Annotated in this window: 21 protein-coding genes; 2 read left to right on the forward strand and 19 right to left on the reverse strand. The window is 45.3% G+C overall.

Features of this window, described 5'->3' with window-relative positions; all coding sequences use genetic code 11:
* Positions 1-147: 147 nt before the first annotated feature.
* The 16 genes from BN1691_RS07155 to BN1691_RS07235 all read right to left on the reverse strand — a co-directional run bounded on the left by BN1691_RS07155 (position 148) and on the right by BN1691_RS07235 (position 19,635).
* Positions 148-1,830: a methyl-accepting chemotaxis protein gene (locus tag BN1691_RS07155; protein ID WP_048601522.1), complete on the reverse strand. Its 1,683-nt coding sequence runs from the start codon at positions 1,828-1,830 to the stop codon at positions 148-150.
* Between the two features lie 197 nt (positions 1,831-2,027).
* Positions 2,028-2,675: a fructose-6-phosphate aldolase gene (gene fsa / locus BN1691_RS07160; RefSeq protein ID WP_048601523.1), complete on the reverse strand. Its 648-nt coding sequence runs from the start codon at positions 2,673-2,675 to the stop codon at positions 2,028-2,030.
* 25 nt (positions 2,676-2,700) lie between these two features.
* The gene (gene fba, locus BN1691_RS07165) at positions 2,701-3,555 is read right to left on the reverse strand and encodes a class II fructose-1,6-bisphosphate aldolase (protein WP_048601524.1); all 855 of its coding nucleotides are present in this window, start codon (positions 3,553-3,555) and stop codon (positions 2,701-2,703) included.
* A 30-nt stretch (positions 3,556-3,585) separates the two neighbouring features.
* Positions 3,586-4,407 carry a 3-keto-5-aminohexanoate cleavage enzyme gene (gene kce / locus BN1691_RS07170; protein ID WP_048601525.1) on the reverse strand — a complete coding sequence of 274 codons (822 nt, stop codon included), beginning with the start codon at positions 4,405-4,407 and terminating at the stop codon, positions 3,586-3,588.
* Between the two features lie 2 nt (positions 4,408-4,409).
* The gene (kal, locus tag BN1691_RS07175) at positions 4,410-4,814 is read right to left on the reverse strand and encodes a 3-aminobutyryl-CoA ammonia lyase (protein WP_076850133.1); all 405 of its coding nucleotides are present in this window, start codon (positions 4,812-4,814) and stop codon (positions 4,410-4,412) included.
* A gap of 38 nt (positions 4,815-4,852) precedes the next feature.
* Positions 4,853-5,227, reverse strand: coding sequence for a response regulator (locus tag BN1691_RS07180; RefSeq protein WP_048601527.1), 375 nt, complete (start codon positions 5,225-5,227; stop codon positions 4,853-4,855).
* 246 nt (positions 5,228-5,473) lie between these two features.
* Positions 5,474-7,081, reverse strand: a complete 1,608-nt coding sequence (locus BN1691_RS07185) for a CTP synthase (protein WP_048601528.1) — start codon at positions 7,079-7,081, stop codon at positions 5,474-5,476.
* 261 nt (positions 7,082-7,342) lie between these two features.
* A complete protein-coding gene (gene rpoE, locus BN1691_RS07195; protein ID WP_048601530.1) occupies positions 7,343-7,909 on the reverse strand; it encodes a DNA-directed RNA polymerase subunit delta in 567 nt (188 codons plus the stop codon).
* 84 nt (positions 7,910-7,993) lie between these two features.
* Positions 7,994-11,275: a fused isobutyryl-CoA mutase/GTPase IcmF gene (gene icmF / locus BN1691_RS07200; RefSeq protein ID WP_048601531.1), complete on the reverse strand. Its 3,282-nt coding sequence runs from the start codon at positions 11,273-11,275 to the stop codon at positions 7,994-7,996.
* Between the two features lies 1 nt (position 11,276).
* The gene (locus BN1691_RS07205; RefSeq protein WP_048601532.1) at positions 11,277-11,906 is read right to left on the reverse strand and encodes a TetR/AcrR family transcriptional regulator; all 630 of its coding nucleotides are present in this window, start codon (positions 11,904-11,906) and stop codon (positions 11,277-11,279) included.
* Complete coding sequence (gene meaB, locus BN1691_RS07210) at positions 11,903-12,901, reverse strand: methylmalonyl Co-A mutase-associated GTPase MeaB (protein WP_053083722.1); 999 nt, start codon at positions 12,899-12,901, stop codon at positions 11,903-11,905. Before meaB ends, BN1691_RS07205 begins: the two co-directional genes overlap by 4 nt.
* Before the next feature lie 4 nt (positions 12,902-12,905).
* Positions 12,906-14,048, reverse strand: a complete 1,143-nt coding sequence (locus tag BN1691_RS07215; RefSeq protein ID WP_048601533.1) for an acyl-CoA dehydrogenase — start codon at positions 14,046-14,048, stop codon at positions 12,906-12,908.
* Between the two features lie 48 nt (positions 14,049-14,096).
* Positions 14,097-15,239 carry an acyl-CoA dehydrogenase gene (locus BN1691_RS07220; RefSeq protein ID WP_048601534.1) on the reverse strand — a complete coding sequence of 381 codons (1,143 nt, stop codon included), beginning with the start codon at positions 15,237-15,239 and terminating at the stop codon, positions 14,097-14,099.
* Between the two features lie 34 nt (positions 15,240-15,273).
* Positions 15,274-16,134, reverse strand: a complete 861-nt coding sequence (locus BN1691_RS07225) for a 3-hydroxybutyryl-CoA dehydrogenase (protein WP_048601695.1) — start codon at positions 16,132-16,134, stop codon at positions 15,274-15,276.
* Between the two features lie 66 nt (positions 16,135-16,200).
* Complete coding sequence (locus BN1691_RS07230; RefSeq protein WP_048601696.1) at positions 16,201-17,385, reverse strand: acetyl-CoA C-acetyltransferase; 1,185 nt, start codon at positions 17,383-17,385, stop codon at positions 16,201-16,203.
* Positions 17,386-17,523: 138 nt separating this feature from the next.
* The gene (locus tag BN1691_RS07235) at positions 17,524-19,635 is read right to left on the reverse strand and encodes a (Fe-S)-binding protein (protein ID WP_048601535.1); all 2,112 of its coding nucleotides are present in this window, start codon (positions 19,633-19,635) and stop codon (positions 17,524-17,526) included.
* Between the two features lie 237 nt (positions 19,636-19,872).
* On the opposite strand from BN1691_RS07235, the gene BN1691_RS07240 reads away from it, so the two are divergent.
* On the forward strand, positions 19,873-21,153 hold the full coding sequence (locus tag BN1691_RS07240; RefSeq protein WP_048601536.1) for a helix-turn-helix domain-containing protein: 1,281 nt from the start codon (positions 19,873-19,875) through the stop codon (positions 21,151-21,153).
* Between the two features lie 115 nt (positions 21,154-21,268).
* Positions 21,269-21,472: a hypothetical protein gene (locus tag BN1691_RS07245; protein ID WP_048601537.1), complete on the forward strand. Its 204-nt coding sequence runs from the start codon at positions 21,269-21,271 to the stop codon at positions 21,470-21,472.
* A 161-nt stretch (positions 21,473-21,633) separates the two neighbouring features.
* On the opposite strand, the gene BN1691_RS07250 is transcribed toward BN1691_RS07245, so the two are convergent.
* From BN1691_RS07250 to map, 3 genes are all read right to left on the reverse strand, one after another.
* The gene (locus BN1691_RS07250; protein WP_147545745.1) at positions 21,634-22,029 is read right to left on the reverse strand and encodes a hypothetical protein; all 396 of its coding nucleotides are present in this window, start codon (positions 22,027-22,029) and stop codon (positions 21,634-21,636) included.
* A gap of 88 nt (positions 22,030-22,117) precedes the next feature.
* Positions 22,118-22,714 (reverse strand): zinc ribbon domain-containing protein, encoded by a 597-nt coding sequence (locus tag BN1691_RS07255; RefSeq protein WP_048601539.1) that lies wholly within the window; start codon positions 22,712-22,714, stop codon positions 22,118-22,120.
* 155 nt (positions 22,715-22,869) lie between these two features.
* Positions 22,870-23,628, reverse strand: coding sequence for a type I methionyl aminopeptidase (gene map, locus BN1691_RS07260; protein WP_048601540.1), 759 nt, complete (start codon positions 23,626-23,628; stop codon positions 22,870-22,872).
* Positions 23,629-23,631 lie beyond the last annotated feature (3 nt).

Consider the following 23,631-nt stretch of genomic DNA (forward strand, 5'->3'; position numbering starts at 1 on the left):
TTCTATCCTCCCCCTTTTCTCTTAGTACTTTCAGCCTAAAATACTTCGAGTGGAGGATGGTTAATTTTTCTTAAAGCTTCCATCAAGAAATGGTAAAGTGCATACAAAAAGACCCTAGAAATAATCTAGGGCCCCATCTTAATCAAGTTAGATTTGAAAGTAGGATGCTTCTTTCTCTAATCGTACTGCCATTTTGCTTAGATTGCTCGTTGCTCTTTCCAATTCCTCCATGGAGGCGAGCTGTTCTTCCGTGGCAGCGGCTACCTGTTGCACTTGACCAGAAGCGGACTTTGCATTGGAAGCCATCTCATTCACAGAAGCTGTAACCTCTTCCGCTGCTGCTGAAACCTCCTCGGTTGCTGCGGAGATCTCTTCAATCTGCTGAACCATCTGATTAATGGAGGTAAAAATCGTGGCAAAGGATTGCTCTGCCTTTTCAATAATTGCTGCGCCACGATCTACATTAACAACCCCTGATTCCATACCATGAATGGCTTCTGCTGTATCCTGTTGCATCGTTTGAATCAACTTGGCAATCTCCTCCGCTGATTGCTTCGATTGTTCTGCTAGTTTTCGTACTTCGTCTGCTACCACCGCGAAGCCACGACCATTCTCCCCAGCACGTGCTGCTTCAATGGCTGCATTCAAGGCAAGCAAATTGGTTTGTGCTGTAATCTCTTGGATCACCTTGACGATCTGTCCGATCTCTTGGGAGCGATCACCTAAACGAGTGACCAGTTCCGAAGTATGATGTGTATCGATACTGATCTGTCGAACCTGTTCAACAGCTTGTGACAGGTCACTTCTTCCTGCTGTTGCTTCCTGACTAACCCTCCCAGCAAATTCAGAAACACCGGTAGTTGCTTCAGCAATCTTTTGCGTACCCTGTGCTGCTTCCTCCATTCCACGTGCTGTCTCTTCACCAATTTGAGCGATCTGCTGTGAGGCTTCTGCAACAGTTTGCATCGCCTCTGCAATATGATTGGTAGCCTTTGCCGCTTGTTCGGAGCTCATGTCTAAATTATTGGATGCATTCATCAGCTCTTGGGAGCTATGAGCGGTTTCATTAATCACTGTATGTAGCTTCTTTCTCATCTGCATAAAAGAGTTGGTCAAATCACCAATCTCATCGGTTCGTTTGCTTGCAACAAGATCACCTGTTAAATCACCATCTGCCATCTGCTTAACTGATTGATTCAACCAGTGTAATGGCGTAGTTAAGTTACGTCCTAGCCAGAAGGAGACTAATCCGCCAATGATGAGCGCTAATCCACTAATGATAGGAATTAGCCTTTTCGTACTCTCCGCACTGGCTGCTACCTCCTGATTATAGGCAACAATCTGTTCATTTTGAACGCTCTTTAATTCGGCAAAGATAGCCGTCCATTCGGTTCCATACTTTCCAACCTCCAGCAGTGGTTGGTCAATGGAAGCTCCAGATTTATATAACTGAAATGCCTCTTCTGCTCCCTGCATGTATTTCTCACCAAGCTCATTAAGCTGATTATATAATTCTACTCCCTGAGTACTTGTGCTTGCTTCTTTTAAGATATCCATCAGTCTTGCATATTCCTGTTTGATGGAATCATACACTTGTAGTTCTGCTTCATCCCCAGTAAGTAAGTAGTAATACACCTCTAAACGCAATGTCGTCGCCTCATGATCAAGATCATCAAGCAGTGAGGCCATCTCCATTTGAGCTTCAACCAATTCTGTGTAATCATCGTTCGTTTGACTTAGTCCTACATATTCAATTACAGATAGCGCTGCCATCAACAGTAGCATGGTTGCGGTCAATATGATCAGCTTTCTACCTACTGTCCATTTCATATAAACATCCTCTCCTAGGCCTAAAGAATCGCTTGTGGCAACAGTATACCACTACTGAAGAACGCCAATTTTGTCCATTTTGTAGGTAGAATAGCTTTTATGATAGGTTAGTTCACCCATCTTTTAGACCACGTAAAAATACCTTGAACGCGTCGTCCAAGGTATTTCTCAGATCTCCTATGGCTATATCATCTTCCTCATTTAGAACGGGCCTTTTGCCAGTCCGCTAAAAAGCGTTCAATCCCTGCATCAGTAAGGGGATGATGGAGCATCTGTTGCAGTACCTTATAAGGTACAGTAGCAATATGGGCTCCCGCTTGTGCTGCAGCAGTTACATGCTGTGGATGACGGATGCTTGCAGCAATCACCTCGGTGTTAATCTGGTGTAGGTCAAAAATTTGGACGATCTCCTCGATAAGAAGAATCCCATTATGTCCGATATCATCTAAACGTCCTACGAATGGTGAAACATACGTAGCACCTGCTCGCGCTGCGAGCAACGCTTGATTGGCGGAGAAGACCAAGGTCACATTGGTGGCAATTCCCTGTTGGGAGAAGCGTTTCACTGCTTTTAATCCTTCTGCAGTCATCGGTACCTTGATCACCACGTTTGGATGAATGGCAGCCAGAACCTCGCCCTCTTTGATCATCCCCTCAGCATCTAAGCTGATTACTTCTGCACTAATAGGGCCATCTACGATGGAGGTAATCTCCTTGATCACCTCATGAAAGTCTCGTCCCTCTTTCGCCACAAGGGAAGGGTTGGTTGTTACACCAGCTAGAATCCCCCAATCATTGGCTTGGCGGATCTCATCGGTATTGGCTGTATCAATAAAAAATTTCATGCGATTTCCTCCAAATCATTCCACCTTATGCTTTACCCACACTACCAAACAGTTTCATCTTCTGCATCACAACTTCTTTTACAGCGTCGCGAGCAGGTCCAAGATATTTTCGAGCATCATACTCTGCTGGTTTGGCAGCTAGCGTTTCACGTACCGCTTTGGTAAAGGCAAGACGATTCTCTGTATCTACATTGATTTTACCTACGCCTGTTTGGATAGCTTTACGGATGGATTCATCAGGTACACCAGAACCACCATGGAGAACGACGGGAACATCAATGTTCGCTGCAACCTCTTGGATCACATCGAAATGAATGTGAGGTTCGCCTTTATACATGCCATGGGCTGTTCCTACTGCTAATGCCAGCATATCCACTTGTGTTTCCTGCCAGAACTGAATGGCCTGCTTAGGATTAGCGAGCATTGCATCCTTTTCATCCACGGAGAGGTCATCTTCAACCCCTGCAATGGAGCCTAGCTCACCTTCCACGGATACGCCTGCAGCATGAGCTGCTTCCACCACTTGCTTGGTTAAGCGAATATTCTCTTCAAAGGGATGGTGAGAACCATCAAACATCACAGATGAGAAGCCTGCACGGATACATTTCATCACAATGTCAAAGCTACTGCCATGATCCAAATGGAGGGCCATAGGCACCTTAACCTGACGTGAGGCCACTTCAGACATGGCCACAACAAAATCGATACCCATGTAGCGAATAGCACCTTCACTTACGCCAAAGATGAGGGGCGAATTCAACTCTTCTGCTGCTGCGATAATACCTTGAATAAATTCCATGTTATTAATGTTGAATTGACCAACTGCAAATTTTTCTGCTTTTGCTTTTTGTGAAAATGCTGTCAATGGCACCAATGCCATTTCCATCGCCTCCTAGTCTTCCTTCTTCATTTATGATGGTGAAACAATACCTAACATTTTCCTCGCTTCTGCAGGAGTGGCTATAGGTCGCCCTAGTTCTTCGGCGATCCGTACAATACGAGCAACCAATTGAGCATTACTCTCAGCCAGTTCTCCTCGACGATAATAAATATTATCTTCAAAGCCAACACGAACATGCCCACCCAATAGGATAGCATGGGTGGCCATCGGTAGTTCATACCGACCGATTCCTGCTACACTCCAGGTAGCTCCCGGTGGCAACTGATCTATCATATGTATCAAGAGTGGAAGCTGTGCTGGCATCCCGCCTGGAACACCCATGACGAAATCGAAGTGAAGATGTCCCGTGACCAATCCGGCATCCACAAGACGTAGGGCATTTGCTATCATACCCACTTCGAAGATTTCAAATTCAGGGCGAATGCCGAGCTCCTTCATCCTCCTGGCAAACTGCTCCATCATAATGGGGTCATTGAAGAATACACCATCTCCAAAGTTGACGCTCCCTGCTGAGAGCGTTCCCATCTCCGGAACAGGTTCTAGAGACTGTAGCCGTTCTTCTGCCGACATCCCTACTGCACCACCAGTGGATACCTGTATTATTATATCACAGCGCTGTCGGATTTGGTTGATAATCTCTTGATAACGCTTGGCATCTTGTGTAGGTCGACCATCGTCAAATCGCGCATGAATATGCACGATGGAAGCCCCTGCTTCATAGGCCTTCAGCACCTCATCTGCAATCTCTTCCGGTGTATAAGGAATACGTGGTTGAGCTTCCTTCATTACTTCCGCTCCAACAACAGCGGCTGTAATAATTAGCTTCTCCATCCTCATTCCCCCTTCGATTTGCGCTGTAATTCTTTAGGAACAACGCAGACACCGGTTGCTGAGCAAACGAGGATGGGCTCCGCTAAAACTTCCGCAGCGCTTGGATGATCATGGATTCCTGATGATTGGATCACTTTATAGGCACGAAACTTGATTTTACGTGAGGTGTTCCCTACATCTATTAATTCACCATGGGCTTCGATAAAATCACCAGCATGTACTGGTGCATGAAACTGTACTGCTTCATAGGTTAGGAAGAGGCCTTCATCGCCATCATGACGAATTAAAATCTCTGTTGCCACATCACCAAATAGGCCTAATACTCTAGCTCCATCGACTAAATTCCCTGCGTAATGAGCATCGTGTGCGCTCATGCGAACCCGGATCATCGCTTCAACCATTCTCATCTCCATCCTTCCAGTAAATTATCCATCTATTCTTATCATTATGCTGTTGTGGTCATTGATAGCCAACTATTTACACTATTCCGTAACTCTTCAATGTCAAATGGCTTGATAAAGTGACCGATAATGCCTAATTCGACTGCCTTATCAATCATATTTAGCTCACCATAGGCCGTCATCATCACGACCTTTTGATCAGGCTGTACCTCTCTAATTCTTTGTAATATCTCCAATCCATCCATGCCAGGAATCTTCATATCTAATAACACCAAATCTGGAACCTGTTGTGCGATGATTTGTAATGCCTCTACGCCATTGGCAGCGGAGAGTGTCGTATAGCCTTCTGTGTTAAATAGCTCTGAAAGTAGTGCCCGAATACCAAATTGATCATCCACAATTAAAATTGTTTGGTCCACCAATCCATCCTCCTTTCACAGATGACTCTTACTTTGTTCTAGCATTTACCATTATTACAAACAGTTGTTATTCTTTTTTACAATTTATAGAAGTACATAGGCGATATAGTATTAAATTCGAGATCATCTAATTTTTTCCTGCACATGTCGATGAAGCTTCTTCATAAATAGTCAAAAAGTATGAAACAAATGGGAGGAAAAAATGCTTTCCTCCCATTTGATGTCTGTTTTTTAGTTATATTCGTCTCACTGCTTTTGTTCCCGTAATGTAGCTGCGATAAAATGGTCAAATAAAGGATGGGGACGATTAGGACGAGATTTAAATTCTGGATGGAACTGACTGGCAACAAACCAAGGATGATCTGTTAATTCAATCACTTCAACTAAGCGGCCATCTGGAGATAATCCAGAGAATTTCATACCATGTGCTTCGAAGGTCTCACGATATTGATTATTAAATTCAAAGCGATGACGATGACGTTCATAAACCAGCTCATCTTGGTAGGCTTCATGTGCTTTACTACCTGCTTGCAATTGGCAGGGATCGATACCAAGACGCATGGTCCCACCCATCTCTTCAATACTCTTCTGCTCTGGTAAAAGATCGATAACTGGATTGTTCGTTGCTTGATCAAATTCTGAGGAGTGGGCATCCTTCAAGCCAACCACATTTCGACCAAATTCAATGGCTGCAACTTGCATACCTAAGCAGATTCCAAGGTAGGGAATGCGATGCTCACGGGCGTATTGGGCTGCGACAATCTTCCCTTCTACCCCTCGGTCACCAAATCCACCAGGTACTAGGACTCCATCAACACCATCCAATAATTGAGCTACATTTTTACTGGTTACCTCTTCTGCATCAATCCAACGAACCTTCACTTCACTATCATTGGCAAAGCCCGCATGGTTCAGCGCTTCAACCACACTTAAATACGCATCGTGCAAGGAGACGTATTTTCCAACTAATCCTACTGTTACTTGGTGATGAGGATTCTTCATCTTATCGACAAGGGCTTTCCATGCTGTCATATCTGCATCAGGAAATTGGAGATGAAGATGTTCCAATACAATATTATCTAAATGCTGTTCCTGTAGCTCTAATGGTACTTCATATAGCACTTCGCAATCCCGTGCTTCAATCACTGCATTTACATCAATATCACAGAATAGGGCAATCTTCTCTTTCATATCTTGTGGCAGTGGCTTTTGTGTACGACAGACGATAATATCTGGTTGAATTCCAATGCTGCGTAATTCCTTTACACTATGCTGCGTCGGCTTCGTCTTCATTTCCCCTGCTGCGGAGAGGTAAGGAATCAATGTCACATGAAGATAGAGAACATGGTCTCGACCAATCTCTTTCTTTAATTGCCGGATCGCTTCAAGGAATGGGAGACTCTCAATATCCCCAACCGTTCCTCCGATCTCTGTAATAACCACATCTACATCATCGTCTTTACCTGCTTGTAGAATCCGTTCTTTGATCTCGTTGGTGATATGAGGGATAACTTGAACTGTTGCACCGAGGTAATCTCCTCGACGTTCCTTTTCCAAAACAGACATATAGATTTTCCCTGTGGTTACATTGCTGTAACGATTTAAATTAATGTCGATGAACCGTTCATAGTGGCCTAAGTCCAGATCGGTTTCAGCACCGTCATCTGTGACAAAGACTTCTCCATGTTGGTATGGGCTCATCGTTCCTGGGTCTACGTTAATATAAGGATCTAATTTCTGAATCGTTACGTGAAGACCTCGATTCTTTAATAAACGTCCTAGTGATGCAGCTGTAATCCCTTTCCCTAATGAAGAAACCACACCACCTGTTACAAAGATATACTTGGCAGTCATCAATACCCCTCACTTTCTAGCTCCTGTTGTTACTCTTGTTCTTATTCATCTAGCGTTCCCATCTGCCTATGATTTCAATGTCATCCAACACATCATCAAAAAATAAAAAGACAAAAGTCCCCCAAAAGGTGGGGGCACCTTTGTCTTTAAATGGTTTTCCGTACAGCGGTTCAAAAATTACTAAACCGTTTTTTGTGAGCCCATGTAGTATTCTAAACAAGAGAGGTTCGATCGTCAAGGTGTTTTTTTCGAATAGGGCTTTTAGTCTTCCTCTTCTTCCTCTTCCTCTTCCTCTTCTTCATCAAGAACCTCATCTTCATCAACATCAAGGAGTTCCTCATCATCTTCGAATTCGAGGTCATCCTCTGCTAGCATTTCTTCATCCTCATCTTCCGCAATTAGATCTTCATCTTCTTCTTCTTCTTCGTCCAAGTCTTCCTCTTCTTCCTCGTCTTCATCGGTAGCCTTATCGCCATCGTCAAAGTCTTCAGAATCGAAGTCTTCATCCTCATATTCATCAAACTCTTCATCATCAAAGGAGACACCTGTATTGGCAGCATCCACTAGTGCATCAACAGGATACCAAGAACGGAGGCCCCAAGCATTATCACCTATACATGCAAAGCGGGCATCAATATTCATCTCTGTATAGACGCGGGCTAGCTGTTGATTTATTTCCTCCTGCGAAACCTGTTTAAGCTCCATCACCTTGCCAATTAAATCTTGATAATAGATGGGTTCCTTGCTTTCTGACAAGATCAAATGTGCTAGATCAATCATAGCCATCTCACTAATTGTCTCTTCACTTAATTCTGCAATCTTGCTCACTCTGTTCATCCTTCCTCCGCATGTAAGTAACCATTATTTTATCCAAAATATTTCCTTTGTCAAACCTTATTTCTTCTCCCTATCTTACATATTTCTACGATATTGTCCACCCACTTCATATAAAGAAGCTGTAATCTGCCCAAGACTAGCCACTTTCACAGTTTCCATCAGCTGAGAAAAGATATTTTCCCCTCGTAAAGCGACTGCTTTTAATTCAACCAGGGCAACTCTTGCTTCCTGCTGATGAAGCTCCTGAAATTGGCGAAGATTAGTAATCTGCTGAACCTTTTCTTCTTTACTTGCACGGGCAAGAGGGATGGGTTTCTCTTCATTCTCCGTAACGGTAGGAAGGAAGGTGTTCACACCGATGATGGGTAGCTCACCATTATGCTTCTTGATCTCATAGAGCATGGATTCATCTTGGATTTTACTACGCTGATATTGCCGCTCCATAGCCCCTAATACACCACCACGGGCGCTTAAGCGTGTAAACTCCAGGAGAACCGCCTCCTCCACCAGTTGGGTTAAATCTTCAATAATAAATGAGCCTTGGAGAGGGTTCTCATTATTAGCCAAGCCTAATTCCCGTTGAATGATCAATTGAATAGCCATGGCTCGACGTACCGATTCCTCTGTTGGCGTGGTGATGGCTTCATCATAGGCATTCGTATGCAGAGAGTTACAATGATCATAGATGGCTAGCAATGCTTGTAACGTGGTTCGTATATCATTAAATTGCATCTCCTGAGCATGGAGGCTACGCCCTGAGGTTTGGATATGATACTTTAGTTTTTGGCTTCGTTCATTGGCTTGGTACTTATACTTCATGACAATGGCCCAAATTCGTCTTGCCACGCGGCCAATCACGGAGTATTCCGGATCTAGTCCATTGGAGAAGAAGAAGGAAAGGTTAGGAGCAAAATCATCGATTTTCATACCTCGACTCAGATAATACTCCACGTAGGTAAAGCCATTGGCAAGGGTAAACGCCAACTGCGTAATGGGATTGGCTCCTGCTTCAGCAATATGATAGCCACTGATACTGACTGAATAATAGTTCCGCATCTGATGCTGAATAAAGTATTCCTGAATATCCCCCATCAGCTTCAGAGCAAAGGGTGTAGAGAAGATACAGGTATTCTGCCCCTGATCCTCCTTGAGAATGTCCGCTTGCACTGTCCCTCTTACACGTTGAAGTGTCTCCGCCTTAATCCGAGCATATTCCTCTTGGTTCACCTTACGACCTACTTCATTCTCGAAGCGTTCAACTTGCTGATCGATGGCGGTATTGAGAAACATGGCGAGAATGATAGGGGCTGGACCGTTGATGGTCATGGAGACGGAGGTGGATGGATGACATAGATCAAATCCAGCATAAAGCTTCTTCATATCATCCAAAGTACAGATGCTTACACCACTCTCACCAATCTTACCGTAGATGTCTGGCCGTTCATCCGGATCTTCGCCATAGAGTGTAACGCTATCAAAGGCAGTGCTTAAGCGCTTCGCCTTGTGCTGTGCAGAGAGAAAGTGAAAACGGCGATTGGTCCGCTCCGGTGTCCCTTCTCCTGCAAATTGCCGTGTGGGTTCTTCCTCTTGACGCTTCAAGGGAAAGACACCTGCTGTATAGGGAAATGCCCCTGGTACATTCTCTCGTAGCAACCAGCGTAGCCGTTCTCCCCATTCCTCATACCGGGGAAGACTGATTTTTGGAATCTGTAGACCTGCCAATGAGGTTGTATAGAGAGGAACTTGAATCTCCTTATCGCGAACTTGAAAAGCCATGGTAGGTTGATGATAACGATATTGGAGATCATCCCAACTCTCCAGCTGCTGACGCCATTCAGGTAATAGTTGGGCTGATAGATCTTGCTTCATGGCCACGAGGTGCTCTTGAGTGCTCGCTTTCTCTGAATTTGCTTCTTGCTCCAACACTTTTAATACGCCATCTACCTGATAGAGTTGACGAGCAATGGCCACTTGTTCCTCTACCTGTCCATGATACTGCTTTACTGTGGTGGCAATCTCCTGCAAATAGTTTTCCCGTTCAGGTGGAATGATGGTGTTAACAGCTGGATGTTCCATATTCGCAGGCGCTTCTTCCTCCACCATCGGTGTTGACCAAGTGAATCCCTCATGCTGTTTGAGCTTCTCAGCCAAGGCAGCAAAAAGATGATTCACTCCTTGATCATTGAATTGGCTGGCCATAGTAGCGAAGACGGGTAACTCTTCCCACGTTAAATGGAACCAGTTGCGATTTCGTTGCACCTGTTTTCGTACATCGCGTAAGGCATCCTCTGCTCCCTTACGATCAAATTTATTGATGGCAATTATATCTGCAACATCGAGCATTTCTATTTTTTCTAACTGGGAGGGTGCCCCATATTCTGCTGTCATCACATAGAGTGTAACATCACTGTACTCAACGATACGACTATCCCCCTGCCCGATCCCACTGGTCTCTAGAATAATTAGATCATAGCCTGCCCATTTACAAAGCTGAATCGCTTCCTGTAAGGCGTGACTTAATTCATGACCTGAATCACGAGTGGCCATGCTACGCATATAGATGTGCGAATGGTGAATGGAATTCATTCGGATACGATCACCGAGGAGAGCCCCCCCTGAGCGCCGCTTGCTCGGATCAACAGAGATGACAGCGATCTGTTTTTCATGATCGGCATGAAGGAAGCGCCGTACAAGCTCATCGGTAAGGGAGCTCTTCCCTGCTCCTCCTGTTCCGGTAATACCAAGGACAGGCACTTGCTCCCCTTGCGAGATTACCGCTGGTGGTAGAACTGCCTTCACCTGTTTCATCCAGCCTGCTTCCTCATGCTTTAGCTCTGCATAGGTGATCAATTGACCTAGCTCACGTCTTGTGGTGATCCCTTCCTTGCAATGAACCAAGAGATCATCTAACACGGTGACTGTTGGAAAATCCGTCTGCTCTAACATGTAATTGATCATACCTTGTAAGCCTAATGCAGCACCATCCTCAGGGGAAAAGATCTTACAGATTCCGTACGCTTCTAATTGACGGATCTCCTCTGGGATGATCACACCGCCACCGCCACCAAAAATCTTAATATGACCTACTCCATGCTGCTGAAGCAAGTCATGCAAGTATTGAAAAAACTCTACATGACCACCCTGATAGGAGCTCACAGCAATCCCTTGGACATCTTCTGCGATGGCTGCTTCTACAATTTCCTCTACAGAACGGTTATGACCCAGGTGAATCACTTCAGCCCCAGAGTCCTGAAGGATTCGCCGCATGATATTGATGGATGCATCATGACCATCAAAGAGTGCTGAAGCGGTTACGAAACGAATTGTATGTCTGGGCTGATAGGGTTGAACTTGCACACTAATCCACCTCCTGCACCAAAATAGATCGGATTAAAAAATGAGTCTGTTCTTGAATATAGCTTTCAAGGCTATATTGCTTCCGGAGCGCCCAGCGGCGAAACGCCCACATCTGCCCCAGCACCACAATATTATGAGCCATCAGTGGAATCGTCTCTGCTGTAATGGGTAATGACCCTTCCATTGCAACCCGTTGTATGAATGTTTCAAATATTTTTGTGATACAGAGCTCTTTGGCTAAGACATAGCGAAGCATTTCCTTGGGGAGTGCCTTGGATTCCTGGTAGATGAGTAAAACCTGATCGGACATTTGGTCCATCATGGTAATAAATTGACGGATGGCCTGCTCAAGCCCCGCTTTCCCAGCAGGAATATCGGAGATAATCGCCTGCAGCTGCTCCTCCACATCGGCATGAATATGCTCACAGACAAGGTATAATACATCCTCCTTCGTCTCGATATATTCATAGAGTGTTCCGATGCTGAACCCTGCTGCTCGTGCAATCTCCCTTGTTGTGGTTCCGTGATATCCCTTCACGATCATCAATTGGACAGCTGCCTCGATTAACTGCTCTCTCCGCTTCTTAATCAATTGCCAATCTTTTACCATGGAAGGGATCTCTTTTTTCATTTTGATTCCCCCCTTGCTGGCTTCTCTACCTGCTCTTCTCGCCTTGTTTGCTCTAGATTGGGTGCGATTCTTGTGGCAATCAGCTGTTGCGCCAGCTGATATGGATCACCTTCGCCCTGCTCAATTCTCTTCACATATTCATCGATCGTTGGTTCTAACGCCTGATTCAGGTACTTGATGAGTTCCTGCTCCACCCGTTGCATGAAGTGGGCACGAATCCGAGTCACTTCACGGCTTGCTAGCTCACCACTGGCCTGAAGATAATGGTGATGCTCTTCCAATGCCTGAAATAAGGGACCGATCCCCTCCCCGCTAGCTGCGCTCAGCTTGATGATGGGCGGTGACCATGGCGTAGGTAGGCTTGCAGAATGTAGCATTGCCTCTAATTCATGCACCAGCTGATCAGCCCCAGGGAGATCTATTTTATTCACCACATAGAGGTGGGCGATCTCCATAATACCTGCCTTATATGCTTGGATTAGATCACCTCCGCCTGGTGTTAACAAAAGCAAAATACTATCCACCACATGCATCACATCCCACTCGCCTTGCCCAACACCTACCGTCTCCAGAATCACCCAATCATATTGAGCCGCTGCTAGAACCTGAATCACCTCATAGGTCGCTACCGATAGACCTCCACGATGACCACGAGAGCCTACACTACGAATGAAGACATTGGTATCTAGGGCATGCTTCTGCATCCGGATACGGTCTCCTAATAATGCCCCTTTACTAAATGGGCTGGAGGGATCCACTGCGAGAACAGCTACCTTTTTCTCATGCTGACGAAGATAGGTAATCATCTGATCGATTAAGGTGCTCTTACCAGCACCAGGTGTTCCTGTCACACCAATGACACGACAACGGTGCTTCATGCCATAGAGCCCCTGCATCAGTATAGTCCCTTCTTCTGTACCATTCTCAATGAGAGAGATGGCCCGAGCAATGGCACGAGGATGGCCACGACGAATTGCTTCCAATAAATCCTCCATGGTTCTACTCCTTTAATAAATATTTGGCAATTACCATCCGCTGAATCTCGTTGGTTCCTTCATAAATTTGTGTGATTTTCGCATCACGCATGAATCGCTCTACCGGATACTCCTTGGTATAGCCATAGCCACCGAAGATTTGAACTGCATTGGTAGTCACCTCCATGGCCATATCCCCTGCAAACAGCTTCGACATGGCCGAGGCCTTACCATAAGGTAGCCCTTTGTCTTCAAGCCAAGCTGCTTGATACGTAAGGAGACGAGCTGCCTCTACCTTCGTTGCCATATCGGCCAGCATAAATTGGATGGCCTGTTGATCTGCGATGGCCTTGCCAAATTGCTTTCGTTCTTTCGCATAGGCTAATGCTTGCTCCAAGGCTCCTTGACCAATTCCTACAGCTTGAGCTGCGATGCCATTTCTTCCGCCATCAAGCGTCATCATGGCGATTCGGAAGCCTTCTCCTTCTTCACCTAGTCGTTGCTCCACAGGCACAAGACAATCCTCGAAGATAATTTCGTACGTCGTGGAGGAGCGAATTCCCAACTTCCGCTCCTTTTTACCCATTCGAAATCCGGGTGTTCCACTCTCAACAATAAACGCCGTAATCCCTTTATGACCTGCTGCTGGATCGGTGTGGGCAAAAACCACATAGAGATCAGCTACTCCTGCATTGGTGATGAAAATCTTCGACCCATTCAACCGATAATGCTCACCCTGACGAATGGCTGTAGTCCGCATACTGGCTGCATCTGAGCCTGACCCTGATTCCGTCAGTCCATAGGCACCAATCTTCTTCCCTTCTGCGAGAGGGCGGAGAAATCGTTGCTTCTGCTCCTCGCTGCCAAAGCGAAAGATCGGCCAGCTTGCTAGGGAAAGGTGGGCAGAGAGCGTAACTCCAACCGATGCATCTACACGGGAGAGCTCTTCAACAGCGATCACATAGCTTAAAAAGTCTGCACCTGCTCCACCATACTCCTCTGGCCAAGGGATCCCTGTAAGACCCAGCTCAGCCATCTGTTGAAAAATCTCATGGCTGAAGCTTTCATCCTCGTCACGCTGCGCTGCAGTAGGCGCTACCTCATTCTCTGCAAACTCTCGTACCATCCGACGCATCATCTCATGTTCTGTTGATAAAGAAAAATCCATGCCCTTCTTCTCCTCGCTTTCTATTAATAAGAACTGGTTTTTTTACCCTTAATCAATGATTAGCTGCTTGGCAATCACCTGGCGCTGAATCTGATTGGTTCCTTCATAGATTTGCGTTACCTTCGAGTCACGAAAGAAGCGCTCAACGGGATATTCCTTACTAAAGCCATAACCACCGAAGATTTGGACTGCTTCTGTGGTAACCGCCATGGCTGTATCACTGGCATACGCCTTGGCCATGGAGGAAGCCATAATATCTGGACGCCCCGCTTGTTGGAGCTGAGCCGCCCTGTAGGTGAGTAATGAGGCTGCTTCAATGCGGGTAGCCATCTCTGCTAGTTTCCACTGAATCGCTTGCAAACGGCTGATAGAATGGCCAAACTGCTGACGTTCTTTGGCATATTCACGCGCTGCTTGATATGCCGCTTTCGCAATTCCTAATGATTGGGCAGCAATCCCAATTCTCCCTACATTCAGATTGGCCATGGCAACCTTAAAGCCTTCTCCCTCTTCACCAAGGCGATTTTCCAGCGGTACCTTTACTCCTTCAAAGATGAGGGATGTGGTACTAGAACCGTGAAGCCCTAATTTTTTCTCCTGTTTTCCAATCATAAAACCTGGCCATTCCTTTTCAACAATGAACGCCGAAATCCCATGGTGTTTGCGTTCTGGATTGGTCATGGCAAAAACAATATAGGTATCTGCCTCTCCACCATTGGTGATAAAAACCTTACTCCCATTCAGTTCATAGTGGTCGCCCTTTCGCATCGCTGCCGTGCCAATTCGTGCAGCATCTGAACCTGCTTGGGGTTCAGTAAGGGCAAAGGCTCCAAGATACTCACCACTGGTCAGCTTGGGGAGATAATGCTGCTTCTGTTCATCATTCCCGAAATAAAGAATGGGATTGGTCCCTACGGAGGTATGAACAGCTAGGATGACACCCACCGTTGCACTGACGAAGGAGATCTCTTCGATGGCAAGGATATAGCTTATAAAATCTGCTCCTACACCGCCCCACTCTTCAGGGATGGGGATTCCCATTAATCCTTGCTCAGCCATTTTACTGAGAAGTGGGCGAGGAAACCAATCCTCGTCTTCCATTTTCGCTATTAATGGTTGAATCTCTTTATGGGCAAACTGGCGAATCATGGATCGCATCATTGCTTGTTCCTGGCTCCAATTCAACTCCATCCTGTATCACCACCATTCATCCATCTGCTTCACTTCAGTTCTCATCTTGATATACATAAAATCCTCTGCCTGTTTTGCGACCAAGCCAGCCTGCAGCCACATAATTACGAAGGAGAGGGCAAGGGCGATACTTACTGTCACCAAAGCCTTCATGAAGGATCTCCATGATATAAAGGCAGGTGTCTAGCCCGATGAAGTCAGCCAATTGTAACGGACCCATGGGATGATTCATCCCTAGCTTCATGATGGTATCCACAGCCTCCACCGTGCTAACCCCTTCATAGACTGCATAAATGGCTTCATTAATCATGGGCATCAGGATACGATTGGAGATAAATCCGGGGTAATCATTGACCTCCACAGCTACCTTCCCCATTCGCTCCGCCATCTGTAAGACGGTGGTCACCGTAGCATCCACTGTTGCTAAACCGCGAATCACTTCCACAAGTCGCATGACAGGTACAGGGTTCATAAAGTGCATTCCTACCACTTGTTCTGGCCGTCCTGTGACCGCAGCAAGCTGGGTAATGGGCAAGGATGATGTATTACTCGCCAAGATGGCATGAGCAGGAAGCAGTTGATCCAACTGCTGAAAGAGCGCTTGCTTTACATCAAGTCGTTCTACTACTGCTTCAATCACCATATCAACATTGACGCCTTCTGCTAGCTCATTGATGACCTGAAGCTGTTGAAGGGTTTGATCTTTCTCTACCTCCGTCATTTTCCCTTTGACCACATTACGGTTTAGCCGTTCTACAATTCCAGTTGCTCCACGCTCTAATGCTGCAGGAATCTGATCATATAGATAGACTTGAAAACCTGCCTGGGCAGCCACTTGAGCAATTCCGCTTCCCATCTGACCTGCTCCAACCACCAAAATACGTTCTACCTTCATCTCCATTATCATCCCATCTCCTTCATCAGATTGATCGTTTCAATGGATTCGCATACAGACTAGGTATTAATCAGCTGGTACCTCTACTAAAATAGCATCCCCTTGGGCTGCACCGCTGCAGATGGCAGCGATCCCATAACCACCACCGCGCCGCCGCAGCTCGTAGATCAATGTCATGAGGATTCGTGTTCCGCTGGCGCCGATGGGATGACCAAAAGCGATTGCTCCTCCATTCACATTGACCCGTTCCGGATCCCAATCAATGATCCGTTGCGTTGTTAAGACAACAGAAGCAAAGGCCTCATTCACCTCAAAGAGATGGATCTGGGCCAATTCCATTCCGGTCTGTGCTAGTAGCTTCTGAATGGCAAGACCTGGCGTCATTGCTAGATTCGCAGCCTCCGTACCCACTTGGGCATGACCATGAATGATGGCTAGTGGTGTATGGTCTGTTTCTTTAGCAAATTGCTCCTCCATCAGGAGCATAGCACCTGCCCCATCATTTACACCTGGTGCATTTCCAGCTGTTACCGTACCCTCTCGCAAAAAGAGCGGTTGTAGTGCTGACAATTTCTCGATGGAGGTATCCTCACGTGGTCCTTCATCTTGTCCTACCAACATGACAGCCCCTTTTTTCTGGGATACCTTTACTTCAACTAGCTCATCTGCTAATCTACCTGCTTTCATGGCTGCAATGGCTCGTTGGTGCGAGCGCAATGCCCATTCATCCTGCTCCTCGCGACTGATCTCCATCCTTTCAGCCGCTTGGCTACCATAGATGGCCATATGGACATCCTGAAATGGACAGGTGAGTCCATCATGTACCATCAAATCGATGAATTGGCTATTGCCCATGCGTTCCCCCCAACGCATCCCCTTGCTCGCATAGGGGGCCTGACTCATACTTTCCATTCCTCCAGCCAGAATAATCTTTGCATCACCGGAACGAATGATCTGATCAGCCATGGTCACACTCCGCAATCCTGATGCACATACTTTATTCACCGTATCCGCTGGGACTTCCCAAGGGACCCCTGCATGGCGAGCAGCCTGTCGCGCAGGGATCTGTCCCGCTCCACCTTGGAGTACCATGCCCATTAATACCTGATCAAGATGCATAGGATCCCATTGGGCACGATGCAAGGCCTCCTCCATGACGATCCCACCCAGTTGGACGGCACTTAAGCTACTTAATTGACCACCTAGCTTCCCAAATGGTGTACGAGCAGCACTTACAATCACACTTTTCATCCATTCCAGCTCCCTTTTGGATTCTTTCTTTTGATCTTTTTCAAATCTGAACGAACGCTCAATCACTTGACATGCCATAAGTTCCCTGCCACCTCGTCTTGGGGCAGGGAAGCTTCAAACATCACTTTCTGCTGGACTCTAACTTTCTGCGGAGCCTAAGATGGATTTCGCTAAAATCTCTACCACATCCAACGTTTGAATCTGCTCCTCCACCTCCTGCTGCTTCGTCCCATCACTGAGCATCGTGAGACAGTAGGGACAGGCACTACCAATCATCGTTGGTGAGACGGCTAAAGCCTGCTGTGTTCGTGCTACATTGACTCGTGTGCCCTCTCGTTCCTCCTGCCACATCATGCCACCGCCTGCTCCACAGCACATGGCATTCTCGCGATTCCGTTCCATCTCCACCAGCTCGACACCAGGAATTGCCCGGAGAATTGCGCGGGGTGCTTCATATTCATCATTGTAGCGCCCCAGATAGCAGGAATCATGGTAGACAATCCGCTCTTTAACAGGGTGAATCGGCTTCAGCTTCTTCTTTGCCAGCAAATCGGCCAAGATTTGCGTATGGTGATAAATTTCCACACCTTCAAGGCCAAAATCAGGGTACTCATTCTTAAACAGATTATAAGCGTGAGGGTCAATGGTGATGATTTTCTTTACATCATATTGCTGAAAGAGCTGAATATTCTCCTCTGCTAGCTGCTGGAAGAGGAATTCATTACCTAAACGACGTGCAGTATCCCCAGAATTCTTCTCTTCATTACCCAAAATGGCATAGCTCACACCTGCCTTGTTCAGAAGGCGGACCAGGGTCTGGGCTATTTTTTTGCTACGAAGATCATAGGAACCCATGGAGCCTACAAAAAAGAGATATTCAAATTCCTTCACATCATGAACAGTTGGAACAGGGATACCTGCCAGTTCTCCTGTCCAAGCGCTCCGTTCCTTCTTGCTGAGACCCCATGGGTTCCCCTGTCGTTCAATATTCTGAAGGGCTCGTGATGCCTCTGAGCTCATACTACCTTCACTCATTACAAGGTAACGTCTTAAGTCGATGATCTTATCCACATGCTCATTCATCACGGGGCACTGATCCTCACAGTTCCGGCATGTGGTACATGCCCAGATCTCCTCTTCTGTGATCACACCACCGATCAAATTAGGGAGCGCTATCTCTTCACCACTTGCAGCACTCTCTTCAAGCTGCTCTGTTCCCTGTGTGGATATGCTTGCAAAATGGGCTAATTGGTTCCCTCTGGTATTCTGAAGGGCAAAGGCTGGCATCCACGGGGTACGCCCTGTGAGGGTAGCCCCGGTTTCCGTCAAATGATTGCGCATTTTGATGATCAAATGCATAGGTGAAAGGGTTTTGCCCGTATTACTGGCTGGGCATACATTGGTACAGCGTCCACATTCCACACAGGCATAGAGATCCAAGAGCTGCTTCTGATCAAAGTCCTGAATCTGCCGATTACCAAAGTATTCTGCCTCCTCATCCTCAAAACTCAATGACCGCAGCTTACTCTGATTTCTTCGTTTCAGTAATACATTGATCGGGGCCGCTAATAAATGCATATGCTTCGATTGTGGAATATAAACAAGTAAACCAAGGAGTGTAAGTAAGTGTAACCACCAAACAACGTAGAACAGTAGACCTGCCCAGTCTGGAGAAAGAAATGCAAAGAGGGAGGCGAGTGCAGAAGCCACCGGTTGATACAGTGTGGTTCCTTCTTGGAGCCACAGTTGTTCAAGGGCTGCAGAGAGCAAGACGGTAACCATTAAGACAAAGATGAGAACGACGATGATTCCCGCCTTCCACCCACGTTGTAGGCGAGGTAGCTTCTCGATATAGCGGCGATAGAAAGCATAGCTAATAGCTAGAATTACTAGAAGCGTGACAACCTCTTGCATCAATGTGAAGCTAGGATAGAAAGAACCAAAGGGAAGATGGACCCCTTTACTCAATCCCTTAACAATTAGATCGATTGCACCAAACTGTACAAGAATAAAACCATAAAAAAGTAGAATATGCATTATGCCACTTTTACGATCTTTTAGTAGCTTCCGCTGACCAAAGACATAGATCAGCAGGTTATGCCAGCGTTCTCTCCACGTTGTCGCTTCCTCAGGCCGTTTACCAAGACGGATAAATTGATAACGAGAGTAGACCACATGAAGAAAAAGTGTAATTGCATAGCCTGATACTATTAACACCGCAAGCCCATTGATCCATTGCCACAACATCATACTCCCCCTTCTTTTATATTTTTTCTACGCCTTACTTCCATATCTACTTGCCATAATCATATTTTTCATTATTGTAACATGTATTGAATGACCATTCATTCATTGTTTAAGAATTAAAACATTAAATCTTGCTAATTTTCTATTTTATTCAACCTTATCATATGCATGTCTGTCATATTTTGTTTATAATGAGAGAAATAGAAATCTTGTACGGAATTAATGAGGGGGGAAAATTATATGCATCATATCGGTTATCGCCTGCAAGTACTACGGAAGCTACGGAAGCTTACACAACGCCAATTGGCTGAAGGTATCTCTTCTACAGGCAAGGTAAGCCGTTACGAGAACGATCAAGAGCCTGTTCCTGCCAATTTGATTCCCATGTTTGCAAAACGCTTAGGGGTAAGTATCGATGAACTTACCGGAGCGTGTGAAACACAGCAGATCTTAGAAATCTCTAGGCGTTCTGATTCTACCTACCGACTGATCCATGAAAAGGAGTATGAAGAGGCGTGGGCGGAGATCCAACGAATTAAAGGGTTGCTTGCATCCATACTCAATGAAGAAGCACATATTGATGTGATCAATTTGGAAGCTATCTACTATGCACGATGGAAAGAGAATACAGCAGCCTATGAAGTGCTAAAAGGATTAAGTGCTTACCGATTCTCACAATATACGTCTCTCTTCTTCCGAATTCAGATCACCCTTGGAATTCTCCAATACAATCAGGGGAAATATTTAGAAGCATTAGACCACTTTATGCTAGCCATGGAAAGGAATACGAAGGATGGTTCCATCCATGAAGCGATTCTTTACTATTATCTAGCGCTTACCCATACTAGAATTTCGATGAATGCTCAAGGCACCTATTATGCGAAGATGGCTGCGCACCTCTTTCGTCAACAAGAAGCAATCTTTAACCTAAAAGAAACGGCACTCTTACGAGCGATCATCTACAGTGATGAAAAACGGTGGGAGGAGTCCTATGAGCAATCTAATATTGTCTTACAATATCCCATTAACTCTACTCGAGAAAAGCTACAACATGCTAAAGCATTGCACAATATTGGAATTTATTTTCGAGAGAAAGGTGAATGGGAAAAGTCACTGGAACACTTGAAAAGTTCGCTCCAATTGAAAAAGGAATTGGGCAACCCATCAGAGATTGCATTCACCATGTTAATTATCTGTCAGGTCTACCTAGCTAGTCATGACCACGATAGTTTTTTAACTTATATTACTGATTTTGAGAATCAATTTGCTAGTCAGCTACTCCCCATACATCAGGCCTTAATGTACCAGATGAAGGGAGAATATTACGTTGCCATCGAAAGTTTTCATAAGATGCAGCGAGAATATCTATTTGCTATTGAAAAATATCTCTCTGCAGGCGCTGAGAATTACGCTGCAAGGCTCTACTTTCTTCTTGCAGAGCATTTCAACTCTCCAGAGTATTATGCTAAAGCTGCTCGTATCTATAATACTTATTTTACAACCAACCTCTATCGGGAATGAAAAACTCCCTCTGTTTTAAGTCTACTAAAAATTTTTACTATAAAATGTTAAAATATTATGGATATATTTTCTATTTAAGTTATAATAAGTTTAGTATATTTTAGGAGGTGATTCTATGAAACGGTTTGCTTCTTTCTTACTTGCAGCCACGTTCACTTTCGCAGTGCTTCCAGCAGGACTCTCACACGACTTCCCTGACACAGTCGTTCCAACAGGACTTTCCCATGATTTCCCTGATGCTGTCGCCCCAACAGGACTCTCACATGACTTCCCTGACTTTGTTGCTCCAACAGGACTTTCCCATGACTTCCCTGATTAAGCCGATTGATGCGATACCTCCATTGCTGAATCTGACTTAATGCTAGGAGTGTCATCGTAGACCTATAGTAATAAGGGATTCTCCGAAGAGCAAGTAAGAATAATACATTATTCAAAAGGGCTGCCCATCGGTCCGTTTGTTTACCGATGGGACAGCCCTTTTTACACTTCTTTAGCATAAGGTGATGCCATAAAACGGAATAATCCATAGCCAAAAAATATGGCAGTCAAAGCTGAAAGTACCGTATATAGTGAAAAATAGGTAAAGGGGTATAGCTGGAAGATTGCATATCCCCAAAGAGCATACGGCGCCCATTGCTTCTCTGGCGTTACTAATAGTAGAAAAAATCCGAGATAGAAGCCAAAATAGGCAAGTTGGCTTAATGTACTCAACCAACCCCAGTGAATTGCCAAAGAAGCCCCCAGGATGAGATTGATAAAGCGGATCCCTAAGGAGATGAAGGTGAGATAAAGTGCAATGGGGAAAAGAAAATGAAGAATAGAAAAGGATGAAAGCCAAGTTTTAAACGCTCGAAGCAGATCGGCAAATTGTTGCATGTCAATCACCTCACTTTGTTTCATTCTTTTCTATGTTATTCTCGATGCCTTGAATATTTTCCTTCTTATGTACTTTTTCTACATATTTTTACAACGCATGGCCACAATGGCCACAGAATTTTGCTCCAGCTTTGATCGGTTGATTACATGCAGGACAGACAATTGGCTGAGGCTCTATGATCTCTACCTCGGGCATTTCCTCCGCTTTCATATCTTCTGTTATCATCTCCTCCGCTTCTTTGATCTCTACTCCTTCTTTGATTTCTCCTTCTTCTTCAGGGATGGGCTCTTGTTCCACTACTTCTGCATCTACAGATGGCTCAATAGGCTTTGGTAATTCAGGAAACTGGTGTCCACAAGCTGGGCAGAAGCGTGTCTCTATTGGTACCACTTGTCCACAGATACATTTCTTTTCGCCATTAAGTGCACGAATCTCTACTTCTAATTCTGCAATCTCTTGATCGATCCGTAGTATATCTGCGCAAGAAGCCAGAATCTCTTCATCAATGGCTAGTTGCTGTTCTTCATATTGCTTATAGAGGTGCTGACCCATCTTTTGATATAAGGTATTAATGTCTTGCTGCTTGCTACTAACCTGTTGTCGTAGCTTGTTCACTTCCATCATGGTTTTTGCCTTTGCGCCTGCGTCTGACATTCCTTGTTTCAGCTTATTGAAGAAACTCATTCTCCTGATCCTCCTTCAATTTGACATATTACATTAATAATCCTATTCACCAAAAACGACAAAAATCCTACTCCTTTCAGCAAGCTGAGATCAAAAAGAGAACAGTAAGGCTTGAAATCTTCCCACTGTTCTCCCATTCAGAAAAGTCCAATTGATTAATCTACCATATCTTGGTCCGTAAGAATTACGGGACCATCTGCAGTAATTGCAATGGTATGCTCATATTGTGCAGATAAGGAGCGATCCACAGTCCGTGCTGTCCATCCATCGGGATCAATTTTGGACTGCCATGCCCCAATATTTAGCATCGGTTCAATGGTGATTACCATGCCTTCTTTGAGACGAACGCCATGCCCTGGTCGCCCAAAATGAGGAACCTGCGGATCCTCATGCATCTGTTGACCAATCCCATGTCCGCAGAACTCTCGCACCACGCTTAAACCCTTTCCTTCTGCAAAAGTTTGAATGGCATGGCCGATATCACCGATGCGATTTCCTACGACTGCTTGTTCAATCCCGATGTAGAGAGATTCCTTCGTCACATCTAGTAAATTTTGAGCCTCTTCAGAGATATTACCAACTGCATAGGACCATGCAGAATCGGCTAGCCAGCCATCTAGATTGACCACCATGTCCACGGTAACAATATCCCCTTCCTTCAAGACCTGACTTCCAGGGAATCCATGACAGATCACTTCATTCACGGATGTACACGTCGCATAGGGATAACCATGATAGCCTTTTTGCTCTGGTGTGGCACCATGCTCTAAGATAAACTTCTCAGCAAATTCATCGATCTCTCGTGTCGTAATACCAGGTCGGATTAACTTGGCTAAGGCTTTATGCGTCTTGACTAGAATCTTGCCTGCTTCCCGCATCTTTTCAATTTCTTCTGCTGTTTTTATAATAATCATGCT

The sequence above is a fragment of the Rubeoparvulum massiliense genome, from assembly GCF_001049895.1.
In the GTDB taxonomy this organism is placed as follows: Bacteria; Bacillota; Bacilli; order Rubeoparvulales; family Rubeoparvulaceae; genus Rubeoparvulum; species Rubeoparvulum massiliense.

Bases quoted from the DNA above. Each gene is read 5' to 3' on its own strand.
- BN1691_RS07155 (WP_048601522.1), bottom strand. From the start codon at position 1,830: ATGAAATGGACAGTAGGTAGAAAGCTGATCATATTGACCGCAACCATG.
- fsa (WP_048601523.1), bottom strand. From the start codon at position 2,675: ATGAAATTTTTTATTGATACAGCCAATACCGATGAGATCCGCCAAGCC.
- fba (WP_048601524.1), bottom strand. From the start codon at position 3,555: ATGGCATTGGTGCCATTGACAGCATTTTCACAAAAAGCAAAAGCAGAA.
- kce (WP_048601525.1), bottom strand. From the start codon at position 4,407: ATGGAGAAGCTAATTATTACAGCCGCTGTTGTTGGAGCGGAAGTAATG.
- kal (WP_076850133.1), bottom strand. From the start codon at position 4,814: ATGAGAATGGTTGAAGCGATGATCCGGGTTCGCATGAGCGCACACGAT.
- BN1691_RS07185 (WP_048601528.1), bottom strand. From the start codon at position 7,081: ATGACTGCCAAGTATATCTTTGTAACAGGTGGTGTGGTTTCTTCATTA.
- BN1691_RS07205 (WP_048601532.1), bottom strand. From the start codon at position 11,906: ATGAAAAAAGAGATCCCTTCCATGGTAAAAGATTGGCAATTGATTAAG.
- meaB (WP_053083722.1), bottom strand. From the start codon at position 12,901: ATGGAGGATTTATTGGAAGCAATTCGTCGTGGCCATCCTCGTGCCATT.
- BN1691_RS07215 (WP_048601533.1), bottom strand. From the start codon at position 14,048: ATGGATTTTTCTTTATCAACAGAACATGAGATGATGCGTCGGATGGTA.
- BN1691_RS07220 (WP_048601534.1), bottom strand. From the start codon at position 15,239: ATGGAGTTGAATTGGAGCCAGGAACAAGCAATGATGCGATCCATGATT.
- BN1691_RS07225 (WP_048601695.1), bottom strand. From the start codon at position 16,134: ATGAAGGTAGAACGTATTTTGGTGGTTGGAGCAGGTCAGATGGGAAGC.
- BN1691_RS07230 (WP_048601696.1), bottom strand. From the start codon at position 17,385: ATGAAAAGTGTGATTGTAAGTGCTGCTCGTACACCATTTGGGAAGCTA.
- BN1691_RS07235 (WP_048601535.1), bottom strand. From the start codon at position 19,635: ATGATGTTGTGGCAATGGATCAATGGGCTTGCGGTGTTAATAGTATCA.
- BN1691_RS07240 (WP_048601536.1), top strand. From the start codon at position 19,873: ATGCATCATATCGGTTATCGCCTGCAAGTACTACGGAAGCTACGGAAG.
- BN1691_RS07245 (WP_048601537.1), top strand. From the start codon at position 21,269: ATGAAACGGTTTGCTTCTTTCTTACTTGCAGCCACGTTCACTTTCGCA.
- BN1691_RS07250 (WP_147545745.1), bottom strand. From the start codon at position 22,029: ATGCAACAATTTGCCGATCTGCTTCGAGCGTTTAAAACTTGGCTTTCA.
- BN1691_RS07255 (WP_048601539.1), bottom strand. From the start codon at position 22,714: ATGAGTTTCTTCAATAAGCTGAAACAAGGAATGTCAGACGCAGGCGCA.
- map (WP_048601540.1), bottom strand. From the start codon at position 23,628: ATGATTATTATAAAAACAGCAGAAGAAATTGAAAAGATGCGGGAAGCA.